General features: G+C 47.3%; 24 protein-coding genes. 11 read left to right on the top strand and 13 right to left on the bottom strand.

From position 1 onward, the window contains the following. Positions 1-81: 81 nt before the first annotated feature. Together HB364_RS33345 and HB364_RS15080 are read right to left on the bottom strand one after the other, a co-directional pair. The gene (locus HB364_RS33345; RefSeq protein ID WP_167289028.1) at positions 82-2061 is read right to left on the bottom strand and encodes a sigma 54-interacting response regulator; all 1980 of its coding nucleotides are present in this window, start codon (positions 2059-2061) and stop codon (positions 82-84) included. A gap of 13 nt (positions 2062-2074) precedes the next feature. Continuing rightward, complete coding sequence (locus HB364_RS15080; RefSeq protein WP_167289026.1) at positions 2075-4546, bottom strand: sensor histidine kinase; 2472 nt, start codon at positions 4544-4546, stop codon at positions 2075-2077. 205 nt (positions 4547-4751) lie between these two features. Here HB364_RS15080 and HB364_RS15075 point away from each other — a divergent pair, with 205 nt between their 5' ends. Then, the gene (locus HB364_RS15075; RefSeq protein WP_167289024.1) at positions 4752-5480 is read left to right on the top strand and encodes an antibiotic biosynthesis monooxygenase; all 729 of its coding nucleotides are present in this window, start codon (positions 4752-4754) and stop codon (positions 5478-5480) included. A gap of 110 nt (positions 5481-5590) precedes the next feature. Here HB364_RS15075 and HB364_RS15070 read toward each other — a convergent pair whose 3' ends face one another. From HB364_RS15070 to HB364_RS15060, 3 genes are all read right to left on the bottom strand, one after another. Further along, complete coding sequence (locus tag HB364_RS15070; RefSeq protein ID WP_167289022.1) at positions 5591-5893, bottom strand: putative quinol monooxygenase; 303 nt, start codon at positions 5891-5893, stop codon at positions 5591-5593. Positions 5894-5925: 32 nt separating this feature from the next. Beyond that, positions 5926-6738: an alpha/beta fold hydrolase gene (locus HB364_RS15065; RefSeq protein WP_167289020.1), complete on the bottom strand. Its 813-nt coding sequence runs from the start codon at positions 6736-6738 to the stop codon at positions 5926-5928. An 88-nt stretch (positions 6739-6826) separates the two neighbouring features. Continuing rightward, the gene (locus HB364_RS15060) at positions 6827-7495 is read right to left on the bottom strand and encodes a type 1 glutamine amidotransferase domain-containing protein (RefSeq protein ID WP_167289018.1); all 669 of its coding nucleotides are present in this window, start codon (positions 7493-7495) and stop codon (positions 6827-6829) included. Positions 7496-7837: 342 nt separating this feature from the next. Here HB364_RS15060 and HB364_RS15055 point away from each other — a divergent pair, with 342 nt between their 5' ends. Then, the gene (locus HB364_RS15055) at positions 7838-8743 is read left to right on the top strand and encodes an alpha/beta fold hydrolase (RefSeq protein WP_167289016.1); all 906 of its coding nucleotides are present in this window, start codon (positions 7838-7840) and stop codon (positions 8741-8743) included. Positions 8744-8845: 102 nt separating this feature from the next. Continuing rightward, a complete protein-coding gene (locus tag HB364_RS15050; protein WP_167289014.1) occupies positions 8846-9289 on the top strand; it encodes a DMT family transporter in 444 nt (147 codons plus the stop codon). Between the two features lie 19 nt (positions 9290-9308). Here HB364_RS15050 and HB364_RS15045 read toward each other — a convergent pair whose 3' ends face one another. Next, positions 9309-9995, bottom strand: a complete 687-nt coding sequence (locus tag HB364_RS15045) for a hypothetical protein (protein WP_167289012.1) — start codon at positions 9993-9995, stop codon at positions 9309-9311. Positions 9996-10807: 812 nt separating this feature from the next. Beyond that, a complete protein-coding gene (locus HB364_RS15040; RefSeq protein ID WP_167289010.1) occupies positions 10808-11884 on the bottom strand; it encodes a fatty acid desaturase family protein in 1077 nt (358 codons plus the stop codon). Between the two features lie 160 nt (positions 11885-12044). Between HB364_RS15040 and HB364_RS15035 the strand changes: the two genes are divergently transcribed. The 3 genes from HB364_RS15035 to HB364_RS15025 all read left to right on the top strand — a co-directional run bounded on the left by HB364_RS15035 (position 12045) and on the right by HB364_RS15025 (position 17665). Beyond that, complete coding sequence (locus HB364_RS15035) at positions 12045-12938, top strand: bestrophin family protein (protein ID WP_167289008.1); 894 nt, start codon at positions 12045-12047, stop codon at positions 12936-12938. A 242-nt stretch (positions 12939-13180) separates the two neighbouring features. Continuing rightward, on the top strand, positions 13181-16345 hold the full coding sequence (locus HB364_RS15030) for a SusC/RagA family TonB-linked outer membrane protein (RefSeq protein WP_167289005.1): 3165 nt from the start codon (positions 13181-13183) through the stop codon (positions 16343-16345). An 18-nt stretch (positions 16346-16363) separates the two neighbouring features. Next, positions 16364-17665 (top strand): RagB/SusD family nutrient uptake outer membrane protein, encoded by a 1302-nt coding sequence (locus HB364_RS15025; RefSeq protein ID WP_167289003.1) that lies wholly within the window; start codon positions 16364-16366, stop codon positions 17663-17665. 6 nt (positions 17666-17671) lie between these two features. Here HB364_RS15025 and HB364_RS15020 read toward each other — a convergent pair whose 3' ends face one another. After that, positions 17672-19018 carry an amidohydrolase family protein gene (locus HB364_RS15020; protein WP_167289001.1) on the bottom strand — a complete coding sequence of 449 codons (1347 nt, stop codon included), beginning with the start codon at positions 19016-19018 and terminating at the stop codon, positions 17672-17674. A gap of 163 nt (positions 19019-19181) precedes the next feature. Here HB364_RS15020 and HB364_RS15015 point away from each other — a divergent pair, with 163 nt between their 5' ends. The 4 genes from HB364_RS15015 to HB364_RS15000 all read left to right on the top strand — a co-directional run bounded on the left by HB364_RS15015 (position 19182) and on the right by HB364_RS15000 (position 21807). Beyond that, positions 19182-19835 (top strand): alpha/beta hydrolase family protein, encoded by a 654-nt coding sequence (locus tag HB364_RS15015; RefSeq protein WP_167288999.1) that lies wholly within the window; start codon positions 19182-19184, stop codon positions 19833-19835. A gap of 86 nt (positions 19836-19921) precedes the next feature. Beyond that, entirely contained in the window at positions 19922-20164 is a 243-nt protein-coding gene (locus HB364_RS15010; RefSeq protein ID WP_167288997.1) for a hypothetical protein, read from the top strand. Continuing rightward, positions 20070-20315 carry a hypothetical protein gene (locus HB364_RS33655; protein WP_394353239.1) on the top strand — a complete coding sequence of 82 codons (246 nt, stop codon included), beginning with the start codon at positions 20070-20072 and terminating at the stop codon, positions 20313-20315. The genes HB364_RS15010 and HB364_RS33655 overlap by 95 nt, the downstream gene beginning before the upstream one ends. 112 nt (positions 20316-20427) lie before the next feature. Beyond that, positions 20428-21807: a gluzincin family metallopeptidase gene (locus HB364_RS15000; RefSeq protein ID WP_167288995.1), complete on the top strand. Its 1380-nt coding sequence runs from the start codon at positions 20428-20430 to the stop codon at positions 21805-21807. Position 21808: 1 nt separating this feature from the next. Here HB364_RS15000 and HB364_RS14995 read toward each other — a convergent pair whose 3' ends face one another. From HB364_RS14995 to HB364_RS14975, 5 genes are all read right to left on the bottom strand, one after another. Beyond that, positions 21809-22243, bottom strand: coding sequence for a VTT domain-containing protein (locus HB364_RS14995; protein WP_317170714.1), 435 nt, complete (start codon positions 22241-22243; stop codon positions 21809-21811). A 36-nt stretch (positions 22244-22279) separates the two neighbouring features. Next, on the bottom strand, positions 22280-22684 hold the full coding sequence (locus HB364_RS14990) for a VOC family protein (RefSeq protein WP_167288991.1): 405 nt from the start codon (positions 22682-22684) through the stop codon (positions 22280-22282). A gap of 100 nt (positions 22685-22784) precedes the next feature. Next, positions 22785-23684, bottom strand: coding sequence for a helix-turn-helix domain-containing protein (locus HB364_RS14985; protein WP_167288989.1), 900 nt, complete (start codon positions 23682-23684; stop codon positions 22785-22787). 23 nt (positions 23685-23707) lie between these two features. Beyond that, positions 23708-24484, bottom strand: coding sequence for an ABC transporter permease (locus tag HB364_RS14980; RefSeq protein ID WP_167288987.1), 777 nt, complete (start codon positions 24482-24484; stop codon positions 23708-23710). Beyond that, on the bottom strand, positions 24481-25209 hold the full coding sequence (locus HB364_RS14975) for an ABC transporter ATP-binding protein (protein ID WP_167288985.1): 729 nt from the start codon (positions 25207-25209) through the stop codon (positions 24481-24483). The genes HB364_RS14980 and HB364_RS14975 overlap by 4 nt, the downstream gene beginning before the upstream one ends. Before the next feature lie 193 nt (positions 25210-25402). Between HB364_RS14975 and HB364_RS14970 the strand changes: the two genes are divergently transcribed. Further along, positions 25403-26401 carry a sensor histidine kinase gene (locus HB364_RS14970; RefSeq protein ID WP_167288983.1) on the top strand — a complete coding sequence of 333 codons (999 nt, stop codon included), beginning with the start codon at positions 25403-25405 and terminating at the stop codon, positions 26399-26401. Position 26402 lies beyond the last annotated feature (1 nt).

The following is a 26402-nucleotide window of genomic DNA, read 5'->3' as shown; positions in this document are numbered from 1 at the left end:
CCTACAGGAAAAAAGTAGCAAGCGATCCGAAAAAATCGGAGGCTGGCCGTGTAGCCCCCGGAAATATCGGAGTCTTACAATCTATAGGTCGCTGGTTGAACCGATAAAATCGTCTCTTTTGATGTTTAACTTTTCCATTTTTGATTCCAGGGTGGTAGGTTTAATATTCAACAATTCCGCAGCTCCATTGGCGCCACGGATCCGGCCGGCTGTCTTTTTGAGAATAGAAATAATATAATCTCTTTCTGTTTCTCTTTGAATACGCTTTACATCATCCAGCGTTTTAATATCCACCTTCCTGGCCAATTCGGTGGCGCCGCCTGCAAGATTGCGCCGCAAGGACAATTTCGACTGCCCGTCATTGAGCACTACAGACTGCTCCAGCACATTCTCAAGTTCACGGATATTGCCCGGCCAGTCATAAGCCATCATGGCTTCCATCATGGAAGTAGCAATGCCGGTGAACGGCTTATTGAACTCCCGGCAGAACTTTTCCGCAAAATAAGTGGCCAACCCCGCTATATCACTGCTCCGTTCCCGCAGGGAGGGTAATGTAATAGGAAAAACATTGAGGCGATAATACAGGTCAAGCCGGAAATTGCCCGCAGCCACCTCTTTCTCCAGGTGGCGGTTGGTGGCAGCAATAATACGCACATTGAGCTTCACCGGGGAGTCGCCGCCGACATATTCAATTTCCTTCTCCTGTAAAACACGTAATATCTTCACCTGCATGTCTAATGGAAGCTCTCCGATCTCATCTAAAAAAATAGTGCCACCATCAGCCTGTTCAAATCGCCCTTTTCGTTTTTCTATAGCGCCGGTAAATGCCCCTTTCTCATGACCAAACAATTCCGATTCTATAAGCGCAGTAGGAATAGCCGCGCAATTAACCTTGATGAAGGGCCCGTTTTTTCTGGGAGAAAGTAAGTGAATGGCTTGAGCCACCTTTTCTTTTCCGGTCCCGCTTTCCCCGAGAATTAAAACCGACGTATTATAAGGCGCTACCTGCGCAGTAAGGTCCAATGCAGCTAACAAGAGATGGTGGTTCCCGATAATAGGACTGAATTCAGGGCGATGCAAAGCCCCTCCTGGCAGCCTTCTGGGAGAACCGGCCTCATCCGGCATGGAAGTGGCCGGATCATCGCCGTAAATTATTTTTTCAGCTACGGCTGTTAAACCAATTCTCAACCGGTTCAATAAGGCAATGTGCTGAAAAGCGTATACAGCGCGCTGACGGCTGTAGAAAAAATAATGAAACGATAGTCCATTGCTGAGGGTAACAGGAAATACCAGGTATGACTGCAGGTCGAATGTTTCGGTCAATGTTTTTTGAATTGACGGGATATTCGGCTTCTCATGGCCCGTTTCATAGTTATAAATGATCGCGTTTATATCCGTATGGCTGTTGGCAAGAATAACAGCCAGGGAGGTCCTCTTTAAATGAGCGATGGTCAGCAATTCTTTTTCCCCGATAAACTGGTATTCATCGAACCCGATACGTAAATACCCCTTGTCGTTGTATTGCGCAGCATTGAATGGCCTGAGCCCGGAACTGATAAGATCGAATGGCAGGTGAGGTTGCAGGATCCTGGCAAGCTTCAACAACTTTTGCCGGCTATCCAGGCTTTCATGGCTGGTGTCCATGATCTGTTGCTGCAAAAGCCCTTCCTGGTTCGTTTTTGTTTCGATAGCATGCATATGACGGTACCACGCAATATCCAGCATCACCAGCAGGTCTTTCTTCCGGAATGGTTTCACCAAAAATCCATAAGGATCAGTCGTCTTTGCTTCTTCCAATATTTGTTGGTTCGAATTAGCCGACAAATAAATAAAAGCTATATTCTCAGCCTTTAACTTCCTGGCAATATCAATGCCGGAGCGTTCCCCCTGTAGCCGGATATCCAGCAGGGCAATATCTGGCTTATGGCTTTGGATATGCGCTTCCGCCTCTTCGGCGGAAATGGCAATACCACTTACCTCATAGCCAAACCGCTGCAATACCTGCCGCAGGTTATTGGCTACAATAAATTCATCTTCTACAATCAGCACTTTTTTCTTCATGGCATTCAGGTACTTAAGAATTGGTCAAAGATGGGTGCGAAAAGTGATGGCGGAGAACGGTAAACCTGATAGTAATATGCAGACCGTTATTATTCTCAAAGCCAAAGCTGCCATTCAATTGCCGGGCAAGTCCCTTCATCAGGTCAAGCCCCAGTGAAGTAGACGCCTTTGTATTAAGTCCTGCCGGCAAACCAACACCATTATCTGCTATTTGCAGGACCAAATGATCAGCTCCGTCCTGGTAAAAGCGGATCCGTACAACTCCTTTCCGCCCGTCGGGAAATGCATACTTAATAGCATTAACGATCACTTCATTTATGATCAGCCCCAGTGGAATAGCCTGCGATACGTCAAGGTCCAACGGCTCAATAGCTTGTTCAAAGCTTATCCGGTTACCGGTATCAAAACTGTCACGCGCATAGCTCACCAATTCATGGACATACTCAGGCATGGAGATGGTGGAAATATCGTCCGACTGATAAAGCTTTTGGTGTATCAGTGCCATGGCATGCACCCGCCGCATATTGTCTTCAATAGCAGCAAGCGCAGCATCATTATTAATATATTCAGACTGCGAATCCAGCAGGCTCAAAACGATCTGGAGGTTATTCTTCACACGGTGATGTATCTCCCTTAATAACCACTCCTTATCGGAAAGCAATTGCTGCAGTTGTTCGTTCTTCCCGGTAATCACTTGATTACTCCGCTGTTTCAGGCGATTTTGCCGGTATAACAAACCCGCAATGATCAGGACGGCTAAAATGCCGGCAATCGTTAAATTCCTTACCAGGGCTGCTTTCTCCGAATTGGCCTTTTCAAGCTTTGCTTCCTGCGTTAGCGATTTGATCTGGTTCTCTTTTTCATTCATTTGGTAGGTTACCTGGAGTTCTTCCGCCTGTCTTATCTTTGTTACTTTAAAGTTGGAATCAAGCAACTGTGTGTACGATTTGTAATGTGATACCGCAGCCGCATGATCTCCCAGCGCAGAATCAATAAAGATCAGCCAGCGGTAGGTTACCAGTTTATTGGGCAAAACGCCTTCATCGAGGCTGGGAGAAGTGATTTGCCTTTCAAAATACGCCCTGGCTTTTTGATATTGTTTCCGTAGCACAAACAGGTGTGCAAACTGCGCATTGATGGCGGATTGCCTGACCGGCCCTCTGAAAACCGCGGCTTTGGCCTCCAGGGAGTCCAGCTTTTTTATATGCAGCTCTGCCTGGTCTGCCATGCCAAGATTCAGGTAACAGTTGGAAAACACAAAGTGATAAAAGAATTGCTCCGAAAAATTGTCAGGGAAGCCCACCTTATTGGCAATATCCTGCGTAAGGGCCAGCGCTTCTTTTGCACGCCCCTCCTCCCCCATATACCCCACCACATCATTCAGTATATTGTATACCGATGTATTGCGGTCAGCAACAAACCGTTTTACCGATTGCTGCGCCATCTCAGCACTTTCTTTCGTTCTGCCCTCTGAATTGAGCAGCAGCGCCAGGCTGGTATAGAAATAACCCCAGGCAAGACTGTCACGGGTGATCTCCGCCGTCTTGATCGTTTGATATACATACCGCAATGGCTCACCAAACTTTCCCTGGTAAATAGTAGCGGAGGCCAGCGCCTGCGTACTGTAATGGGTATAAGGATAATGAATAGCCTCGGCCAGCTTATAGGCTTTTAAGTGACTTTCGTAACCAGCAGGCAACTGCCCGGTAATGATCTGCAAATAACCAAGGTCAGTCAACACATTGATGGCTCCTTCCGCATTGCCTGTGCTTTGATATAAGGCTGCCGCTTCCTGCAGGTCCAGCACCTTCTTTTCCAGCGTGGAAGGCGTGGGAGGTTTGTAGATGCCGCGGTAGGCCAATATCCTGGCGACCGTTTCTTGATCACCTGCCCGCTTGCATTCATTGATCAATGCGTCACTGAGGGAATCGCCCCTTTTATCGTTACCCTGGATATATACCTTACCCAGCAGGCAAAGGGCCTGCCTGCCCAGCCTTTCCTCCTTCAACGATTTACTTTCATGGAGGGCCCTCGTCAGAAAATATTCAACACTGTCCCGGTGCCTGTCATAACTATGGGGCTCAAAGGCATAATACGCACCCAGTAATAGCAGTAATTGCAAATGTTTTCTACCGTTAGCTGCTGAAAGCAGGCGGACGCCTTTGCCGGGGTCCCGCCGGTCAATCCATGTTGATTGCCCAAACAAGTCAGGATCGTCGAACCCTTCAGCCAATAGGGAAAACCGGCTTATGCCCAGTGAGCGGCTGGCGGCATACAGGCAACTGTCAGCATCGGCCTGCCCTTCCTTTACAATAACCAGGAAAGTGCTGCTCAGCCACAAATTCAATCGTTGCCAGGATAATTTGTCTTCATGCGGTGGATGATAAGTATAGCCGGGAATGGCGGAGGGGGGTGAAGGTTGGGATAGCCCGTGTAGGGACATCAACAGGCTGAACAGGATATAGGCTACCACTACCTTAAACATAGCTTTCTTTTTTAGGAAAACCATAAGAAAAGCCGGCTCCCAACAGGCTTGTGGGAAAGGTAATGAAAAAACGCTACAATGCGGCCTTTACCCCCGCTGTTAATCAGAATAATAATAGCACCTATGACGCAGCTTATTTTTCCGGTGGAGTCCTTCTTGCCATATTTACCTGATCAAACGATTGCTTTTCCTAATACCTATCGCAATGAAACTGCTCAGCATATGGAGGATGGCCGTCTTATACCTGGTGCGTGCCTGGAACAAGCGTGTACACGCCCGGGCCATGGATAGTTCCATCACGGTGGTGTTAACACAATACCAGGTAAAAACTTCCTGCCGGCATCAATTCCTGGAGGCCTTGAGTGAATATATCTTTAGTTCCGGGAGAGCAACCGGCAACATACAGGCTGAAGCATACTATGAAAAAGGAAATGCCGGCATTATGTGGACAATCGAACGGTGGAGTGACCGGAGCTTTTATAAAATGAACAGGAGGACCGATGCGGCAAAAGTGGTCAGTGCTTTAACAAAGATCGGGTTGGTATCGCCAGTGGAGACCATGTTGCTGAAAGACCTGGAACTCCTTTCCAAAGAAGCTGCCGGGAATCCACCAACCGCCCATCAGCAGCCAATAACCGTCATGTTATTGGTAGATGTGAAAGCAGGTACTGAAAATCACTTCAGGTCAATCAACCAGGTGCTCCTGTCCGCTTTCCGGAATGAGCCGGGCGTGCTGCTTTTTCAACTTAGCCAGGTAGCTTACCATAAATACAGGTTCATCGTCTTCAAGAAATTCCGCAACTGGGACGCATTCAAATATCATTTAACAGATCCTGCGCTGGAGCCGGTGATACAATTCCTGCAAGCCTCCATCAAACAACCGCCGTTTGAGAAAGGGTATCACCACCTCATTCAATTTTCGCCGCATTTTTAAAACTGCCAGGTGCCGGTAATAAAAAACAGGTTAAGGTTGCCCTTATACCTGTTCCATTGCCTGACATACGCAATAGCTGCGGCAGGCGGAGGCATAAAACGAATACCAGGTCAGTCACCGATGGGTGTAGTCAACGTAACTTCCCGCTCTTCCAATAAGGGAACAATTTGTTCAACCACCACCCTTTTAAAATGATCGGCATTCGTATGCGCTTGCTGTGCAACGGCATCTGCGTACCCTTCAAATAAGATCAGGGTGTTGGCATCTGCCTGGCTTTGATGTATCTTATAAAACAGGTTCCCTTTTTCCCGGATGGTTTTTGAACGTACCTCTTGCAGCAGTTTTAAAACAGTTTGCCTATTGCCCTCTTTCACTTTCCACCGGGCAAATACATGAACGGGAGTTGTTGTCATGATCATTGATTTTTCTATTGTTACCAGGATTTCTATTTGTCACCGGCAGCTTTAAGGATCACTTCGGCCACTTTATCAGGCTTTGACAACATGGCAACGTGGCTTGTAGGAAGATGATAAGTAGTGGCATGAATGTTCTTAGCCATCTCGCTCTCCACCTGTGGCGAAATGATATGGTCATTGTCAGATACGATGAAAAAACTTGGTTTGTTTTTCCACGCAGGATTAGATACTTTGGCAGTTATTGTACTAACGTGAAAACGACCCTGACCAGCCGCAATGATCCTGGCTTCCTGCCGGGAAAGGTCTTGCGCGAAATGGTTGATCACTGTTTCCTCTTTAAGCCGGATATAACCATCACTAACGACGGGGTCCGCCAGGCCTGGCACATTGGGCACCTTCCTCACCTCGTGGGCATCCTTGCTGATACTTTCAATACTCTGCCCCTCATCCGGTGCGTAAGCGGCAACATACACCAATGATTTTACTTTTTCGTTGTTGCCAGCCTGGGTAATAACAACGCCTCCCCACGAATGTCCCACCAGTATTACCTTTCCCTGTACTTCGGCCATAGCCCGCTCAACAAATGCCACATCATCGCCCAAAGAAGTAAGCGGATTTTGCACCGCGATCGTCTGGTATCCTTTTTTCTGCAAAATGGGTATCACTTTGTTCCAGGACGAACCATCGGCAAAGGCGCCGTGAACCAACACAATCGTTGGTTTGTCTTCTTCTTTAGAAGACAAGACCTGCCGGGATGCGTCTGTAAAAGATATGACGGACAGGCTCGTAAACACCAATATTGCCCCCGCGATATATGCTAATAATGATTGCTGTTTTTTCATGATCTTCGTTTATGTTGTTATAAATCTATTTACAGTCCCTTCTCCCCTGCCCGGGAAGAAGGGGGCGAATAGCCCTGTCGTAAAATCCTTAAGCTTCTAAAATAGCGATCACCTTTTCGGCTACACCCTGGGCTGAAGCCGGGTTTTGCCCGGTGACCAGTCTCCCGTCGGTAATACTATGAGGTTGCCATGGGTCAACAGCACTATAATTAGCTCCACGCTCTTTTAAAAGGTCTTCCAGTTCAAACGAGACATCTTCTTTTGCATAGTTTAGTTCCTCAGCGATACTGAAACCCGTAACATTTTTACCTTTGACCAGGTAAGAACCATTTTTCAGCTTAGCATTCGCCAAAGACACTGGTCCATGGCAGACAGCACTCACCACCTTGCCACTATCATACATGGAGGCCAGGATTTTTTGCACCGGAGGATTGTCAGTCATGTCAACAACAGGCCCCAACCCGCCAGGGACGAACACAGCATCATAACCATCTATTGATACATCTTTGATACGGGCGGTGTTTTTCATCTTCGCCGGTCCGTCACCCTTGAGAAATGCAATATTAACCGGGTCTTCCAGTTCAACCATGTCTATAGGGGCCTCACCTCCTTTTACACTATAAATATCAATGTCATACCCTTGCTTTTTAAATGCTTCGTAGGGGTGGGCCACCTCGGTCAGCAAACTTCCGGTGCGACGATTCTTTGGTCCAATAAGATCAGCACTGGTTACCATAAACAAAATCTTCTTTTTCATGTAAACAAATATTAAAGTGATGAATAAATGTGAAGCTTTGTTAAATGATCTTTTCGGTACGGAACAAGTAAAAGGTCATAGTCTGGGTGTCAACATAAAACCTATGACAAAATTGAGGAGTAGTGTGTGACCGGACAAATAACTTGAGTTATAGGTCCTCTTATAATTATAATGATCCTTCTCACTTCACATTTAAAGATCAGAACACCCCGCCTATTACATTTTTGATACAACCTATTAGTAGGGTGATTTTAAAAATCAAATTATTGGTTTGAGCTTTGAAGTGAACAAACTGAGATATAGGCTTAACGAAAAAAATATAATAACAAAAAAACAAAGATGATGAAAAACGAAACACATTATCACTTCGCGAAGATTAGCGGTGTGGATATCTTTTACAGGGAAGCAGGTCCCGCCGATGCACCGGTACTGGTATTGTTGCACGGCTATCCAACCTCCTCACACATGTACCGTAACCTGATCAACGACTTATCGGACAAATACCATTTGATCGCGCCCGATTACCCCGGTTATGGCAGAAGTGAACAACCCCCTATGGCCGATTTCGAATACAGTTTCGCAAACTACGCCAGGCTCATCGAAGGATTGCTGAACCACTTGAATATTGAAAAGTTCAGCCTTTACCTGATGGATTACGGCGCTCCCATTGGCTGGACACTGGCTTCAAAATATCCAGACAAGATTGAGACCATTATTGTACAGAACGGATGTTGTTATGAAGAAGGATTGGAAACGTTCTGGGATCCCATCAAGGCGCTTTGGAAAGACAGGAACGACAAGGATGCTATCAGAGCCTGCCAGGCTTTTCATAATCCCGACGGATTGAAATGGCAATACACACACAATGTTCCGGATGCGAGCCTTGTATCCCCAGACAACTGGGAAATAGACCTCCGGCACCTGCAGCGCCCTGAAAATGACGACATCCAGATCGCGATGTTTTATGATTACCGGAATAACGTAAAACAATACCCCAAATGGCAGGAATACCTGCGCACGAAAAATCCGGAGATGTTGATCGTGTATGGTAAGGATGATTACATTTTTCCAGGTATTGGTGCCGAGGCATTTAAGAAGGACGTAAAGAACCTTGAATTTCACTTGTATCCTACAGGACATTTCGCTCTCGAAAGTTTCGGCGACGAGATCGGGGCAACGATCAGGGATTTTCTTGACAGAAAGGTGACCGCAAAAGGAAAAGTAAAAAAGCAAATGAAAGAAATGTAAGGTAGTCTTATTTACAAAAAGCCCCGTGAGCTGGTATATGCAAGTAATGAAAGGGCTTTTTCATTGATCAAGGACTACTGTATTAATCCTTAAAATTAGCTCATGAAAGCAGTATGGTTCATCATCGTTTTTATCGCTGGCGCCTTGTTGCCCCTGCAGGCGGGATTGAACGCCCGGTTTGGAAAGTCAATTGACAGTCCGTTATTCGCCTCATTGTTTTCCTTCATCGTCGGGGCATTTGCGGTTGCATTATACCTGCCATTTACAAAAGACTCTGTTTCCTGGGCTGGGCTAAGGTCCACACCCCTTTACTATTGGTTAGGGGGCGGTCTTACCGGGGCCGTTTACATAACAGCGACCATGCTGGCATTACCCCGGATTGGCATGGCACTCACTTTCGGCCTTGTAGTAGCAGGACAGGTTATTATCGCTGTTCTACTGGATCATTACAATGTATTGGTAGCAGAACAACACTCTTTTAATGCATGGCGTTTGCTGGGAATAATCCTTATTATCCTTGGTGTCATTGTCGTTAGAAAATTCTAACAATTCAATCTATTCACCCTCACTGCACCCACATCACCTTCATCCCCGAATCACTCATGACCTCCCAGGCGCCCAACCCCTGCAGGTGCGTCGTCATGCCCAGCAACAACATACCGGGCGCTTCAGCCGACGGCAGGGGCACCATTAGTTCCACCGCTTCCAACGCGGCGTCATATTTCGTCAGCGGACCCAACACCACTTCCTTATGCGTGGCGCCGTTTTCTGCATCCGGGAAGATAGCCACCAGGCGCACCTGGTAACCCGTCCGCGGCAGATCGTCATTGACGGCCGGATGCTGGCGTAACAACACCCGTACACGCAATTGGTTTTGTTCTTGGGTTGCAGAAAAATCATAACCGCGGGTGAACAATTCCGACAGCTTATGTTGTAAATTACAGTCAAAGCCTTGCAGGCAGGTCAGGCCCAACGGCCCGCCGGCTTTTAACCTGGCAAAAAGTGCTTTTACCAGTCGCGACCAAAGGGAGCCATGATACACTTCGGTACGCAAAGCCTGGAATACAGGCTGCAGGTAATTATTACATTCCTGCAGGCGGTTCTTGCTTTCGGCCAAAGCGGCCGTCATCACGAAAGGTTTTTTGGAGTTCTTGCGGGCGCGGACATGCGGCTTGTAGCGCTTGCTGTTCACGAAGGTAAGGTCTTCAATAGTTCCCTGGAACTTGAAGAGACGGGATGTTGATTTTGCCATAAAAATTGGAATTAATTGATTATGAATAAAGTTTACATACAGGGCGCTCGCCCCTACCAATACTTACGGTAAAAATTCCCACCTGGATTGCCACCCTTATCGAGACCTTTTCGAGACATTGTCGAGACCTTATCGAGACTTTACCGAGACCCTCCTCAATACCAGATCCTCATCACATAGTACCCCCATAGGTACCAGGCAGCTACCTGCCATACCCCTTCCCCCACTCACTACCAGTCTTCCCCGCCTCTTCTGCCATCTCCCTCCATCGGCTAAAACCCACCGGCATACCCATAATTCCAGGTTCAGCTTCAACGAAGCGGGTATGAAGAAGTATGCAATACCGGGGGTGCCGTTTTTTAGCCTTTAGCCGTCCATCACGCTCGGATTTTTGAAACCAGCCCCCAAAAAAACAATCGCCTGGTAAATGACCAGGCGATTGACCAGCCGGCAATTGTGAACAGCGGTATCAGGTAATGCTGCCCGTTAACCGGCTGCCAGGGAGACCATGTGTGAATTATATAAAAGAAATATGTCATTCAATAACAACCGCTATCAATCAACCATCTACCTTTAGATCGGTTTTTCATAGGATATTGGATTAAAAAACGGGCTGGATTTCTATCCTGGCCCTTTTAAATGATCTTAACGACCATTCAAAGTGGTTACGAAGGAAGAAGGGATGAATTTTGCAGTCTGTTAAATACCTACATCTTATAACAGCCATGATGAGCGAACAACTGCTCTGGCGGGAGCTGAGCAGTTGTTATTTTTTAACCTCCTTTAAAACAATAAAAAACGAGTGGCATCCATCAGGGGGCATGAGAACGCCCCAATTGTTTCATGAGGCGTACATGCGAGTAGATGGCTTGCCTCATGGTGGGGTAGAAATTGTAGGGCAGTCCAAACAGCTCACATTGCTGCCGGACTATTTTACTCAATGCCGGATAATGCACATGGCTGATCTGTGGGAAGAGGTGATGTTCTATCTGAAAGTTCAACCCACCCACCAGCCAGCTGATCACTTTGTTTTTGGGAGCAAAGTCAGCCGTGGTACTTACTTCGTGGATAGCCCATTCCGACGCTATCACTTTGGGCTTTTCCGCAATGACTTCAAAGGTTGTTTTTTCTACTACATGCGCAAGTTGAAATACGATGGATAAACTAAGACCCATTACCACATGGATAACCAGGAAACCGGCCAGCCATGATTGCCACCCGATGAAATATATAGGCACCGCCACATAAAAGAACAGGTACAACAATTTGCTGGTCCAGAAAACGATATGCTGATGGAGATCAATTTGGTTGATCGGTGTATGATGGATCTTCCTGGAGAAATATTTTACAAAATCCGTACCCCACATCCAGGCAAGCGTGCTGATGGCATATAGGAGATACATGTAAATGAACTGGAACCGGTGGATGGGTTTCCATTGCTGGGTGTTGCACATCCTTAACAGGGAACTGTTGGCCAGGTCATCATCGATGCCATCGATATTGGTATAGGTGTGGTGGATGATGTTGTGCTTGATCTTCCATATAAAAGCGTTGCTGCCTAAAACATTCATGCTAAGGCCCATGAGCTCATTCACCCATTTTTTGCGGGAATAGCTGCCATGGCAGGCATCATGCATTACATTGAAAGCGATGCATACCAGCGACAATCCCAACAGGGCCGCCAGGAGGATGCCGGCCAGCCAGTGATAGTGCCCCAATAGCAGGTAGCCATACAGGCCCATGGCAACCGGTATTAGTATGAATGCTTTCATATACAGCTTCCAGTTGCCGGTTTTTCTGAGCCGGTTGCTTTGAAAGTAGGCATCCACTGACTTTTTAACGGCCTGATAAAACAGGCGGTTGCTGTTATTAAAAGTTACTTTAGACATATCACGCCGGGCAAATGAATAATGTGATACCTGGCCAAAGGTGATACAATTTGCCCAAAAGAGGGTTATATGATTCCGGGATTAAATCACATGATTCACACTTTTGCCTGATAAATGGAGGGTATCCGGCAAATAGGACTACATTACATGAATTAAATCTATGTTACTCGAATCAAGTATTCCCATTAAATATTCATTCGGCATCATCAAATATGAGTTGATAATAGTTTTATGCGTCGGATTGGCCACTCATTTTGGAGCCATTGAATTTATGAGTGCTCTACCGGTCATGCCACTGGCTATTCCGGCATTTTTAGGTACTTCTATATCGGTACTTCTTTCGTTTAAGATGAACCAGTCGTACGACAGGTGGTGGGAGGCAAGAAGAATATGGGGAGGTATCCTGAATGATTCCAGGAGCCTGATCATCCAGTTACAAACTTTTATGGGAGCCGGACAGGCCCAGGCAATAAAGCAGATCGGCTACCGGCAAATAGCGTGGGGGTATATACTGGGAAGATCATTACGCAAGCTCGATACCCTGCAAAATATCGGACACCTGCTTCCCGTCGCCGAACTGGCAGAAGCGGCTAAGCAAAACAACCAGCCGCTTTTCTTATTGCAAACTACCTCCAGGGACCTGCAGGAACTCCGCCTGCGCAAAATACTTGACGTACATGCGCATATCCATCTGCAGGAAACTATTATCCGCCTCACCGATTCGATGGGAAGCGTGGAAAGGATTAACAGCACAATTTTCCCGTCTTCTTATCGATTGGTCCTTCATTTCATCATTTACCTCTTTGTCGTCACCCTGGCCATTTCCCTGAAAGACATCGATAACCGTTTAGTAGCACCACTGCTGCTCCTGATCTCCGCTGGTTTCTTTCTCATTGAAAAGGTCGCCTATCACCTGCAGGATCCCTTCAGAAACAGGCCCAGCGATGTACCCATTACGGAGATCGCGATGACTGTAGAAAGAGATATCAGGCAGCTATTAGGAGAAGCGGCTGCTACCACGAAGCCTGATACAAGAACCTACTATATCATGTAAATTTTGACAGACCATCCCACCTGTGCAGGCATCACCACCAAAAACAACTCCACCAAATACCTAACCTGCAAAATCTTGCACCCGTCTTGTCTTGTACCTTGAAATTGCCGTATTTATATTGAATATCAAATAGATTCACGTAATTTAAAGTGTACATACGGTAACACCGGCATGATACTACTCTTCCAACCACTCCCAACCCCGCCTCCCTACCCGCTATTATTCATTCAAAAAAAAGGTTTATGACTGCACCTTTATCAATGCATGGCCGGCCTTTACGGGTTATTGGCCTGTTCCTGATCAGTAACCTCATCGCCCTGCTGGCAATGGCCCAGGTTACCATCAGCGGTAAAGTGACCGGGCCTAACGACCAGGCCCTCAACGGCATTTCAGTATCGGTTAAAAATACCACCTATGGTACGGCTACCGATGCCGCCGGGAACTTCAGTGTAACGGCTCCCCTGAAACCCGGGAGTTATACCCTGGAATTTTCGGGCGTGGGATTTAAAGCCGTGGAGCGTACGCTTCAGATCGGTAACGCCACCACCTACACCCAGCAGGTAACCATGGTGGAAGATGTACTGGGCCTCGATGAAGTGATCGTAACCGGTACCTCACAAGGTACCACCCGCCGGCAACTGGGCAGTTACATCAGCACGCTAAAAGCGGATGACATCAACAAAGGCGCTACCAGTAATGTGCTGGCGGCTTTACAGGGTAAAACTGCCGGCGCCCAGATCATCCAAAACTCCGGCGATCCTGCCGGCGGCATCTCTGTGCGGCTGCGCGGTATCAGTTCCGTCAACAGCTCTTCCGAGCCTTTGTACATTGTAGATGGCGTTATTGTTAACAATGCCACCAACCGCGTCACCAATACCCAAAACACCTACGATGCGCCCAACACCACCACTAATAATACGGGCAGTAACTTATTTGTAGGTACGGTTGGCCAAAGCCGTATGGCCGACATCAACCCGGCCGATATTGAACGGGTGGAAGTGCTGAACGGCGCTGCTGCTGCCGCCATTTATGGATCAAGGGCCAATGCCGGTGTGGTACAGATCTTTACCAAAAGAGGCAGTACCGGCGCACCGGTGGTGAGCTTTTCTACCGGCATTTTGGTCAGCGAGCTGCGCAAAAAGCTCGATGTAAACCAGGCGCCGGTGAAGTTTGGCGGACCCACCGATGGCCCCGGTGCATTAACGCAAGACATCATCACGGCAGTAGGTACACCTCCCGCCCTGCCCACCAATACAACCAATGTAACCCGTTATGACTACCAGGACTATATCTTCCGCACCGGGCTGGGTACCGATAACAATGTATCGGTCAGTGGAGGGAAGGATAAAACCAAATATTATACTTCCGCTTCTTATTTCTTCAACCAGGGTATTATTAATCATACCGATTTCCGCCGCTTCAGTTTCCGGTTGAACCTCGACCAGGAAATCACCAAATGGGCCAGCATGAGTGTGGGCCTAAATTACATCAACAGCCTCGCCAATGAAAAACCGGATGGCAACTCCTTTTTCTCTCCCATGAATGCCGTTACCATCATTGGTAACTTCCACAACATCTGGCAGCGCGATATCTTCGGCAACCTACAGGCAGTAGGTGAACGCGGCCGCGTGAACCCTGTATCGGTCATGGAAGACTTCAAACAACGGCAGGAAACCAACCGCCTTATAGCCAGCACTTCGTTAAAGTTAAGACCGGCAAAAGGGTTGACGGTCGATTATACACTGGGTATTGACAACTATGCACAGCGTGGCACTACCACCATGCCGCCGTATACTTATAACGTAAGCACGGCTTTCTTTGGCGGAGGCCCCGATCTGTCGGTGGCGCTGAATGGTTATGCCAGTGCCGCTACCAACAATTTCTTCCAGATCAACCATGAGCTGAACGGCACCTACCAGTTCGACATCAACGATGACATTGCCAGCACTACGCAGGCAGGCTATTCGATGCAATATGAAAAGAATGGTTATACGCTCTTGCATGGCAGGGGACTGGCGCCTTTTGTGGAAACCGTCAATGCGGCCAGCACACTGCTGCCCGGCTCCGATGAGCGCACCGAATTGTCTGTTTCCGGTGTGTACCTGCAACAGAACTTTAAATACCGCAACCAATTGTTTGTAACAGGCGCAGTACGTTTGGATGGCTCCTCCGTGTTTGGAGAAGACCAGCGCAACCAGGTGTATATAAAAGGAAGTGGCAGTTATGTGCTGTCTGAAACGGAGTGGTGGAACAAGCTATCGATCGCAAAATGGTGGAACCTGGCCAAGCTGAGGATTGCCTACGGCGAATCGGGCAACCTCACCGGCATTGCTCCCTACGCACGGTTCAACGCCTATAATACCATTGCTTTCCTGAGCCGGATCGCCCTGTTTAGCAACGCCCAACTGGTCAATCCCGATATTAAGCCGGAGCGCCAAAAAGAGTTAGAGCTGGGTACTGACCTTTCCTTTTTTGACAACAGGCTCGGCCTGCAGTTCAATTATTATATCAAAAAAGTAAATGACCTGCTCATCAGTCGCGTGATTGCGCCTACCAACGGCTACGCCAGCTTCCTCGACAACCTCGGTTCGCTGGAGAACAAAGGTTTCGAAGTAGTGCTTACCGGTACACCCGTTAAAAACAAAGACTGGCGCTGGGATATAACCGGTATTTACAACCACAACCGGAATGAAGCGCTGGAAATAGGACAGGCATTGACCTTGTTGAGCACCACTGCCGGCGCGCCCGTAGCCATACTGGAAGGACAGCCCATTGGCGTTTTCTATGGCACTTTTTTCGCGCTCGATGCCAATGGCGGCCAGATCAAAAATGCAGCGGGATTTCCGCAACTGGAAAGAGGCACGCAAAATGGTCCATTGGGTTATACCACCCAGCGTGATGCCAATGGCCTGCCCACCGGCACGCCTTTACGGAAAGTGATTGGTGATCCCAATCCCGATTACACAGCTACCCTGGTCAATGAGGTAAGCTATAAAAAGTTCGGACTGCGCGTACAGTTCGATGCGGTACAGGGTGTGGATGTATGGAATGCCGATTTCAGAACAAGGCAGGGCGTGGGCAATGGTAAAGTGGCCGAACAGGAACACCTGGGTCAGTTGCCCCGCGGCTATATTAACAGCGTGTACCAGATAGAAGAATGGCGTGTGGATGATGGTTCATTCGTGAAGCTGCGGGAGATTTCATTGAGCTACCGCTTCGGCAAACTGAAAATCTTTAGTGACCTGACGGTCAGCGCCAGTGGCCGCAACCTGTTCTCCTGGGATGATTACAAGGGATATGATCCTGAAGTGAATTCCGGCGGACAAAGTACCGTGTTGCGCGGCGTTGATTTTGGCACCGTTCCTATTCCACGCACTTTCAGTCTTTCTGTAGCTGCTAAGTTCTAATACTTAAATTTTATTTGTATGAAATTGATCAATATAAAACTATCCGCTGTTTTTTTCCTGGCCCTGGTGCTGATACAGACAGTGGGCTGCAAAAAGAACTATACCGATCCATCCAAAGCACCGGTAGACGATGCTTTGACCACTTCCCGTGGTTTGACTGGCGTAGCAGTGGGGCTGCAAAGGGTATACACTTTCCAGCGTGCCAGTTCGCTGTACACCCAAATAACAACAGACGGATTCGTCACCCGGCAACTCAACATCATTAACCAGGGCAATACCGCAGAGTACCAGTTGTTCCTGGGAGGCACTGCCGTTGATGGAACCAATACCATCCTGGCTAACTTGTGGATCAACAGTAATAAGATCATCTTCGATGCCAACAACGTGCTTAGGAATGCACCTGCTTTGGCCGACAAAGGATATGCCAGCGGCCTGATCGCTTATGCCAGCCTCTTCAAAGCCCTGGCCATCGGCAACCTGGCCATGAATTGGGACCATGTACCGGATACCATAGGTGCCAATGTTACTTTCATTACCAGCGCCGAAGCCTTTACAAAAGCCATCGGCATACTGGATAATGCCCTGGTGGTTATTGCTGCCAATCCCATGAGCGCCCAATTCCTGGCCAATATTCCGGCCGGCATAGATATCGTAAACACCTTACACGCATTGAAAGCAAGGTACGCCTTGAATGTGGGCAACAATGCCCTTGCCCTCACAGAAGCCAATGCAGTAAACCTCACTATAAAATCAACCTTTAATTTCGACGCCATCACGCTGAACCCTATCTGGGAAACAGCCACTTCTACCAACAACGTGTACCAGCCGATCGATTCCACGATGGGATTGCCACCGGCGCTGGCGCCCAGCCTCACGGATAAACGCGTACCGTTTTATATTACCGTCAATCCAACTTCGGCGCAGCGATTCCGTATTAATGGATTTGCGGCTGCCTCCGCCTCCGGATGGCCGCTTTATCTACCCGGTGAAATGATGCTGATCAAAGCCGAGGCGTCCGCCCGGCAAAACAACCTGCCCAATGCCATCGTATACCTCAACCAGGTGCTGACCAAAAAGCCAGCCGATGATCCCTTTGGCGTAGGAGCTGATCAGCCTGTCTATGTCGGTGCTATTACGCAGGCAGCCTTGCTGACCGAAATATACCGTAACCGCAGTATCGAACTCTATATGTCGGGATTGCGGCTGCAGGACCAGCGGCGCCTGGAGCGCCCACTGGCAGAACGTAAGCGGAATTACCTGCCTTATCCGTTCGTTGAACGGGATAACAATTCCAATACACCCGCGGATCCACCTAATTGAGCTTTCCTATCGATTTGCTGGTAGACGAGGGTCTGAAATATTGATGTATATCTTCCCCCATTTCATGACAAAAGCAGTCTTGAGCAGTTCATGGATATCCTTATCGAGGTTGCCGCCAAAAGCAACGATATGAGCAGGCTGCCCCCGTTTGATCGACCCTGTGGCATTCCTGATGCCTATATGGCGGGTAGCATTCACCGTAGCTGTTTGTAAGGCGGCAGGTATCGACATGCCCTTTTCCACATAGCCGATGAGTACATGCTTGGTCGCTTCTCCAGGGGGCTTACCATTGTCGAGGTAATCATCACTGCCGCATACGATGGTCAGCCCGTTTTTGATTCCCCTTTGCAAGAGCGTTGAATCTCTCTTAAAGCGTCTATAGATGCCCCTTGCACGATCTGCCGCGCTCATCTCCGGCCAACTGGTCAAAGAAAATTTCCAGGAACCTGTCGTATCGCCCAGGGTGGCAACCCAGTTCACCTTTTTGGAAGCCATCAACTGCATCGTGCTATCATCCATTGAATAACCATGTTCAATGCCGTTCACACCTGCTGTTACGGCATTCCATACGGATTCATTATCGGAGGCGTGCGCGGTCACTTTACGCCCGTGACGATGTGCCTCCTTCGCAATAGCGGCGATCTCTTCTATGCGCATCTTCGTAACATTGGGAGTGTTGTTTGAATAGATCTTAATGACATCCACACCCTGGTTCAGATGCTCCCTGACCGCCTGGATAGCGTCATCCACTCCTTTTATAATGCGGTATTCATCACTAACAATATCCCTATACTTATAAATAAGACCTGGCAACTGACCGCCTTCAGTAGCCAGCCCCGGCCCGGAGCAACTCATATCGGGACCTGCTACCAACCCGTTTCGAATCGCCTTACGCAAGGCGAGATCCGCGAAGCTGCCGGAATTGCCCAGGTCCTGTACCCAAACGATCCCGTTCTCCAGGTAGGCTTTCGCTTTGGCAGCACCATACAATGCACGGTAGGCATCTCCATCCATCTCCAACTCTCTTAACAGGTCAAGGCTGCCAGTACGGCGATTGGGATAAACAAACTCCTTATAGAGCAGGTGCGTATGGCAATCTATCAGGCCATGCATTACTGTGTAAGCAGAAAGATCGATGACCTGAGGATAACTGTTGCGATCGGCTGCGGTGAGATCTTTTTCCACTTTGACAGTATCGATCATCGGACCATTCACAAGGATCACCATATTGGTAGTAAACACGCCTTTTTCGCTGTCGAAAAATTTACCTGCTTTTATCAGGTATTTCGTGGGTTGAGCAAAGAGGTTAGATACAGAACAGATAGCGAACAGGATCATAATAGTCCATTTCATATATTTCATATTTCAATTTATAAGGGGGAGTATATTTACTTCCGGTCAGAGGCCACGTTAATAAGAGGATCATTAGCTGTAAAGGTTGGAAAGAAAGGAAAAATAAATTATGTGCCGCCGGTGGTTTAACTTAGTATACTATTACTGAATTACGGTTATCACTATGAGCACACAAGCATTCTCCATACAGGTATCGCCTGAAATTGGCAAAGTTTCAGCCGAAAGCATGGTGCCTGCCAAAGCCACCTGCATCCTCACGCTGGCGCATGGTGCAGGCGCCGGCATGGATCATTCGTTTATGGTAGCACTGTCCACCCAGCTTGCAGCAGCAGGCATTGGCACGGTGCGTTTCAATTTCCCATTTACCGAACACAAAAAAGGAAGGGCCGATACACCGGCAGTGGCGCATCAAACAATTGAAGCAGCTATTAATAAAGCGCAGGAATTATTTCCTTCCCTGCCATTGTTTGCTGCCGGTAAATCTTTCGGCGGACGTATGTCTTCGCAGTATCTATCGGCCCATCCGCGCAAGGAAGTCAAAGGGATCATCTTCTACGGCTTCCCCCTCCACCCTGCCAAAAAACCTGCCACGGAAAGGGCAGAACACCTGAAGGAGGTAAAAGCGCCGATGCTTTTCCTGCAGGGTACCAAAGATGCCCTGGCTGAATGGAAACTGATTGAAGGCGTTTGCTCCTCCCTGAAAAAAGCCACGCTGGTGAAAATAGAAGGGGCTGATCATATGTTCAAAGCAGGCAAGAAGGATATCCTGTCACTACTGGTAGAGGCCACCCAACAATGGGTGAAGGATAAAGTGTAAGTTACTATTTCCTTAAAATGATAATTGGCACTAAGATTGATTGTCTTTAGCCTTTTTATAACCAGACAAATCTTATCTGCCCCAAGATGAATGCATTGTTAACCGCGCTGATGAAGAGCAGCCTGGAGGAAGCCGCAGCGCTTATCCGGCAGGGAGAAAAACTTCCCCGCAATTTGCACGGCTACGAAACCCGGCAAATATTCGAGCCCCTGTTCCAAAACAGGGCTTTCACCCATTTGGTATGCCTGCGCCAACAACCAGAAAGAGATCGTAAGCCTGTTCCTGGACAATGGCGTGAACGTGAATTTCAGTCAACCGGTATCCGGTAATACGGAGAGCATGAATGGCTACCTTGCCTGGGTGGAGCAGGGAGCAGATACTACCGTGGTGAATAGCCGGGAGCAGAAAGCCATCGATTATGCTACCATTAAAGGGTTTAATGAAATAACAATACTATTGCTGAGCCTTAAAACGCTTTGAGTCTTTCTGCAACATTTATCTATAACTGGCGTCTATTGCTGCAAAAGTGTATAGCTAAGATCCTATTGGCTGGCTATCAGGCAAACATTAAAAGAAAAGACGCATAGTACTTATGAAAATTATTGGCATTCTGACCCTTGTTTTTACCCTATTGCAGGCTACAGCTCAAACGCAACCCCATATCCAGGGCACGGTCCATATCAAAATGAGCGATGGGCTCATTGACTGCAACTTCCGGCTTTCCAACCTGCCTCCACTAAAAGAATACAAAATCATGCTTAACCGGGGCATGAATATCCGGTATTGTACGTCCGACAGCGGACAGGTATTACACTATGACGGGTATTACAATGGTAAAATAAACGGGGAAGCCATTGGCTACTACCTGATGAAAAACAAAAAAGACAGTTTCCCTTTTCTTCCCCCAGCTTTCAGCATCCAATACAAAGGAGCTTTCCCGGTATACAGCGATACCCTGAATAGCTTCGACTATAAAGGCTTCATTGCACTGAACGGAAAAACACTGCGGGCAACAGAACAAAGCAAATGGTATCCGGTGATCTATGATGTAAGCAATGACCGGCTGCTTGACAAGTACACGTATGATATTACCGTGTATACCGAGGATGCCAGAACGGTGTTTATCAACGGATGTCCGCCGCGGCAGGAACGGCCGGCCCATTTGATTTCCCAAACAGCCGTGCCACTGCTTTTATTTGCCGGTGATTACGATTTCTTGCAGTCCGGCAGGAACTACCTGTTGAATGCTACCGTAGATACAGGTACTGCACAGACGCTTTTCCGGGAGTTGGATAAATTAAAAGCTTTTTATGCAGAAAAATTAAAACTTCCCTATGAAGGCGGCATCTACATCATCTCCCACCAGGCAGTGGAACCTTTCAAACCTGGACGCGCCTGGGGATTTACAGTTTTCCCCAGCTTTGCCTATGCAGGGGTTAATTTCACTACGTTGATCACCCCGGCCGGCAAGCTGGACAATAAGAATACTGCCTTTTTTGCTCATGAACTGGCGCACTACTATTTTAATGGCACTGCAGGCCGCTGGTTCTGGTTCTGGCTTGAATCGGCTACAGAATATCTCTCCCTGAAAGCGGCAGAAGCATTTACGGATACCAGCTTTTATCACCAGCGGATCCGCGAATATGTTACACAAATACAAGATAAAAAATACCCGCCCCTTGCCCGGATCACGGCCGCCAATGAAATTGATAATGGCTACCGGTATATGTATGGTCCGCTTTTATTATTATGCTTTGAAAAGCAATTCGGACAAAAAACAACTTACAGGATTCTCTCAGACATTATCAAAAAAGCTCCCCGGGAAGCTATTACCCTGGATGTTTTTAAGCAAACCGCCCTGGCCAATAAGATCAAAGAGGCTGATTTCGATCAGTTCTATACTGATTACCTGCAGTCGGACAAGGCGCTTTCCAATACCTGCAACAGTGTAACCGATATGATCCGGCAATAGATCATGCCGTTGATGCTGGCCTTTTGGTACGACCTGACGCCCCTTGCTGTTTTCTTCTTTTTCTCCGTTTGTCAATGAAGATGTAGGCAATCAAAAACAGTACTGATGCACCTGCTATCCAATACAGGGCTTTTTCTATTTTACCATTTTCACCATAGATCGCCAGTAAAACGATCAGGGGCGTGATGCCGCACAAGGTGGCCAGTATGTACTTGGTGTAGTTCATTCTCAAAATACCTGTCACAAAACTGAGGGAGTCATTGGATAACGAAGAAAGACGCGTAATAGCAATGGCCGGCACGCCATACTTTTTAATAAAGGTACCAACCTTTTGCTGTATCTTTTTACCAACGAATTTATCGACGGTGTGCGGCCCTAAATACCTGCCGATCATATAACCCAGGGAAGAAGAGGCAAACACCCCTGCCAATGAAATAACAGAACCCGGCGCTTATCTTATTACATAGTTTTGTTAGCCCGGTAATTGGGTTTCGTCCATGTAAGCAAACTCCCATTGGTGACCATCCAGGTCGGCAAAATTGTGCTGATACATCCACCCAAGGTCCTGCGGTTCACTGTACATAGTAGCACCCAATGCTTTTGCTTTGGCTACTATACCGATCACTTCTTCTTTGGAAGCAGCATCCAATGTGATTAACACTTCTGTGCTTTTGCGGGCATCACTGATTTCCTTTTTGGTGAAGGTCTTAAAATAGGACTCCGTCAGCAGCATGGCGTATATAGTTTCGCTGATCACCATACACGCTGCATTTTCATCAGTAAATTGTGGATTGAAGCTGAAACCAAGACCTTCAAAGAAAGCCTTTGACTTGTTCAGATCTTTTACGGGCAGATTGATAAAAACCTTTGTTGCCATACTTAAATTGTTAATGGTTAAAAATTTGTTTCACGCAACAAAGTAAAATATAGCAGCCCTGAACAAATGGTCAAAAACTTGGGTAAACCGGTAAATTTGATCACTTGCCCAGGTTCCGGAACTCCGAAGGAGACATACCCGCCTGTTTTTTAAAGAACTTACCAAAGTTGGCAGGGTCAGAAAAGTTTAACTGGTAGGCAATTTCAGCAATCTCAAAATCAGTATACCGGATGAGCGACTTAGCCTCACTTACTAACCTTTCGGCAATATAAGAGAGCGCATTCTTACCGGAAACAGCCTTGACCGACTGGGAAAGGTAATTGGCCGTTACAGAGAGCAGGTCCGCATATTCCTGTACGGTCCTTTTATCGATATAGTGGTTATTGACCAGTTGAACATATTTCCTTAGTAGAATTTGCTGCGGGGTGGCCAACCGTATCTCCTTCTTTCTTTCCAGGGAAAAGTCTTTCAAATAATACAACAGGCCCAGTAATTTAACACGCGCCTCGATATGCTGGTCTTTGGCCGATCTTTCATACGCTGCAAATACTTCTTCAAAATGGGGCGCCAGCTTTTGGAAGGTGGCACGGTCCAGCTTAAATAAATTGGTGTGCAGCAGGTTGAATAAGGGGAATTCGGTGTGAAAATCCGGTTTAAAATAAGAGAAGCATTCCGATTTAAAGTAGATCACATAGCCCTCCAGGGCGTTATTGTGGGAGAAACTGTACACCAGGTTGGGGGAATGAAAAACCAGGTACGACTCGGGATCATTCACCGTTTCATCACCATAATTAATTTCGATCTTCCCCGAGTTAATTAACAACGAAAAGAAATAAAAGGACCTTTTAAAGGGAGGCCTGTATATCTGTACGGGTTCATCTGATGGCTGTAAACGCAGGCAGTAAAAATCCGGGTTCGTTGTTTTTCCTGGCCAGGAGATAGACGCCAGGAAATCATTGATCTCAGTATAATAAGGGATCATAGTTTTCGACCGTTCCATGAAGTAAAAATAATATACCCGGGCTATCCTTTTTCTTTTTTGTTATACATATCACACCAACCGGCCAGGATGGCCACCACAAAGGCAATGCCTGAATTCCATAACAAAAGGGACAGCGTTCCATGGCGCTCCGGCAAACCGGTATAAAACATAAAAATGGGGTACACATACGGAAAGTAAATACTCTTATCCCAATCCATTAATACCAGTCCTAGTATGAGCAGGCCAATCCCAATGCCAAGGGGAATGATATAATTATGGAAACGAAGGCTTAACCAATATTGAATAGCGGCCACACCCATAACGGCCAGGCCAATACGGGCGGATAAAATAAACATCTCGTTGAAAGGGAAAGCGTGCGTAGAGAATGGATATCCTTTATTGATCCATCCGGCCACCAAACCACCTGCAATGATCCAGGCATGAAAAAGCAGGAAGAAAGCTGCAAGGAAACCAAGCATGACGATAAATTTAGAAAAGAAGATATCCGTGTACCGGCGTGGCAGGGCATATACCTGTTTCCAGGCATTATTCCGGTATTCGATCTGCGCCATGGCATTGTTCAGCAAAATAAGGTAAAGGGGCAGTATGAAGGCTGCATTGCTCTTCCAGTTCATGTGCAGAAAAATGAGCCAGGGATCAGTTTGCAGCTTATTGACTAAAACATCCGGACGGGCCAGCAGGATAATACAGTTGATAGCGGGCAGGAAACCGGCTGCCAGTAAGGTAAGCCAGGGTATAGCTGTGCTGCTGGTTTTTAATAATTCTGCTTTGGTATTATGCAGGAATGATAGTGTCATAACGGGTTGGAGATAATTTGCATGAATAAATTTTCCAGATCGTTTTGGGCAGGATCGAGCTGGTAGAGCCCCTGTAGACTTCCTTCATAGCGTACCCTGCCCTGGTGAATGATGATAAGATCAGTGGCAATTTTGCCGATCTCAGCCAGTAGATGACTGGATATGATGACCGTTTTATGATGGGTGGTATGCAGGTCTGTGATCAGGTTGCGCATTTCGATGATACCCACCGGGTCCAACCCATTGGAAGGTTCATCCAGCACCAACAGATCAGGATCGGGCAAAAGGGCAATGGCAATGGCCAAACGCTGCTTCATGCCCAATGAAAAAGCGCGCACTTTCTTACGGCCTGTATCTGTCAGTTTCACAATTTCCAATACCTCCGCTATCCGCTTCTTTTCACAAGGGTAGGAAAGCCGGTAAATATCCAGGTTCTCCCGGGCATTCAGGTGCCCGTATAGGGATGGCTGCTCTATTAATGAACCGGTACGCCGGAGCAGCTCCAGCCGGTTCGTGGCTATGTCTTTGCCGAAGATTTGGATACTGCCATCTTGTTTTTGCAACAAGCCCAGTAATAACCGCAGGGTGGTCGTTTTACCCGCGCCATTGGGGCCGAGAAATCCGTAAATACTCCCGGCAGGCACAGTAAGGGAAATATTGTCAAGTATGGTTTGCTTTCCAAACCGGTGAGATACGTGCCGGATGCTGACTACAGGTGGATGCATAGCGGTGCTGTTGTTGTGCGGCAAATGTGTAATGCTTTTATGCGTATGCCAAAAGCGTTCAACCAACCAGCCTCCCAAAAGTAGCAATGGCGTGCCGCGGTCAATGACCGCTAAAATCCCGTTTGGTAGAGCAGGTAGGGACGTTCATTGATAGGTCCTGCGCAGAAGAAAGCGTTTTCACTACCTTTAATTCATGAAGAGGATAGCATTGGTAATGATACACATCGTGGGTTGGCTGATCATACTGGCCCTGGTGCTGATACCACTTATCAGGTTTGGAATAAAGCAACCGATACCTTATGTAACCACTGCCTATTTTCTTTACATGGGCTCGTTTTACCTCAATCTCCTGGTCATTTTTCCCTGGTGGGTGAAAAAACGCCGGATCGCTCATTTATTGCTGAGCTGGCTGATCCTGATTATTTTGTATACAGCCTTATTCCTGCTGGTCAATTACCTGTTTAATGTTTACCAATACCAGCCCCCATGGCTTACCCTGCTGAACACCTTTACCAGGAGCGTCATCTTTACCGGCTACTTTTTGCTCGCCAGTACGGTTTATAAGTTTACAGTAGATTGGTTTCGTAGTGCAAGAATGCGGGAACAACAGGAAAACCAACACCTGAGAACAGAACTGGCATTTTTGCGCTCCCAGATCAATCCCCATTTTTTATTCAACACCCTTAACAATATTTATACGCTTGCTTACCAACAATCGGATAAAACGGCGGATGCAGTAATGCGGCTCTCTGGCATGATGCAGTACATGTTATATGAAAGCAATGTGGAGCGGGTGGCATTGCAGAAAGAACTGGACTATATCGACCAGTTGATTGCTTTGCAGCAACTACGCATGAAGGACCGGATGGCGCTGGAATATACAGTTACAGGCAACACGGGCGCCTGCACCATACCACCCCTGGTACTGATACCTTTTGTGGAAAATATATTCAAGCATGGGGTACTGAACAATGAAGAAGATCCGGCCATGATCAGGCTGCAAATTGACAACGGGCAATTATCATTCCATACCCGCAACAGGATCAATGATCACCTGAAGGATGCGACTAGCGGTATTGGACTGGCCAATGTAAAACGAAGGATAGCCCTGTTATATCCTCCTGCTTCAGGTTTTACCATTGAACAGAACGGCACACATTATTGTGTACATTTAACCTTGCAACTACATTGAT

Origin of the sequence: Paraflavitalea devenefica (genome assembly GCF_011759375.1) — a bacterium.
GTDB classification, from domain to species: Bacteria; Bacteroidota; Bacteroidia; order Chitinophagales; family Chitinophagaceae; genus Paraflavitalea; species Paraflavitalea devenefica.
This window is presented reverse-complemented; position numbering and strand designations above follow the sequence as displayed.

Excerpts from the sequence above, each read along its gene's own strand:
- HB364_RS33345 (WP_167289028.1), bottom strand. The coding sequence starts at position 2,061 with ATGAAGAAAAAAGTGCTGATTGTAGAAGATGAATTTATTGTAGCCAAT.
- HB364_RS15035 (WP_167289008.1), top strand. The coding sequence starts at position 12,045 with ATGTTACTCGAATCAAGTATTCCCATTAAATATTCATTCGGCATCATC.
- HB364_RS14970 (WP_167288983.1), top strand. The coding sequence starts at position 25,403 with ATGAAGAGGATAGCATTGGTAATGATACACATCGTGGGTTGGCTGATC.
- HB364_RS15030 (WP_167289005.1), top strand. The coding sequence starts at position 13,181 with ATGACTGCACCTTTATCAATGCATGGCCGGCCTTTACGGGTTATTGGC.
- HB364_RS15040 (WP_167289010.1), bottom strand. The coding sequence starts at position 11,884 with ATGTCTAAAGTAACTTTTAATAACAGCAACCGCCTGTTTTATCAGGCC.
- HB364_RS15020 (WP_167289001.1), bottom strand. The coding sequence starts at position 19,018 with ATGAAATGGACTATTATGATCCTGTTCGCTATCTGTTCTGTATCTAAC.
- HB364_RS15055 (WP_167289016.1), top strand. The coding sequence starts at position 7,838 with ATGAAAAACGAAACACATTATCACTTCGCGAAGATTAGCGGTGTGGAT.
- HB364_RS15070 (WP_167289022.1), bottom strand. The coding sequence starts at position 5,893 with ATGACAACAACTCCCGTTCATGTATTTGCCCGGTGGAAAGTGAAAGAG.
- HB364_RS15015 (WP_167288999.1), top strand. The coding sequence starts at position 19,182 with ATGAGCACACAAGCATTCTCCATACAGGTATCGCCTGAAATTGGCAAA.
- HB364_RS15045 (WP_167289012.1), bottom strand. The coding sequence starts at position 9,995 with ATGGCAAAATCAACATCCCGTCTCTTCAAGTTCCAGGGAACTATTGAA.
- HB364_RS15080 (WP_167289026.1), bottom strand. The coding sequence starts at position 4,546 with ATGTTTAAGGTAGTGGTAGCCTATATCCTGTTCAGCCTGTTGATGTCC.
- HB364_RS14985 (WP_167288989.1), bottom strand. The coding sequence starts at position 23,684 with ATGGAACGGTCGAAAACTATGATCCCTTATTATACTGAGATCAATGAT.
- HB364_RS14990 (WP_167288991.1), bottom strand. The coding sequence starts at position 22,684 with ATGGCAACAAAGGTTTTTATCAATCTGCCCGTAAAAGATCTGAACAAG.
- HB364_RS15025 (WP_167289003.1), top strand. The coding sequence starts at position 16,364 with ATGAAATTGATCAATATAAAACTATCCGCTGTTTTTTTCCTGGCCCTG.
- HB364_RS15060 (WP_167289018.1), bottom strand. The coding sequence starts at position 7,495 with ATGAAAAAGAAGATTTTGTTTATGGTAACCAGTGCTGATCTTATTGGA.
- HB364_RS15000 (WP_167288995.1), top strand. The coding sequence starts at position 20,428 with ATGAAAATTATTGGCATTCTGACCCTTGTTTTTACCCTATTGCAGGCT.
- HB364_RS14980 (WP_167288987.1), bottom strand. The coding sequence starts at position 24,484 with ATGACACTATCATTCCTGCATAATACCAAAGCAGAATTATTAAAAACC.
- HB364_RS15065 (WP_167289020.1), bottom strand. The coding sequence starts at position 6,738 with ATGAAAAAACAGCAATCATTATTAGCATATATCGCGGGGGCAATATTG.
- HB364_RS14975 (WP_167288985.1), bottom strand. The coding sequence starts at position 25,209 with ATGCATCCACCTGTAGTCAGCATCCGGCACGTATCTCACCGGTTTGGA.
- HB364_RS15010 (WP_167288997.1), top strand. The coding sequence starts at position 19,922 with ATGAATGCATTGTTAACCGCGCTGATGAAGAGCAGCCTGGAGGAAGCC.
- HB364_RS15075 (WP_167289024.1), top strand. The coding sequence starts at position 4,752 with ATGAAACTGCTCAGCATATGGAGGATGGCCGTCTTATACCTGGTGCGT.
- HB364_RS15050 (WP_167289014.1), top strand. The coding sequence starts at position 8,846 with ATGAAAGCAGTATGGTTCATCATCGTTTTTATCGCTGGCGCCTTGTTG.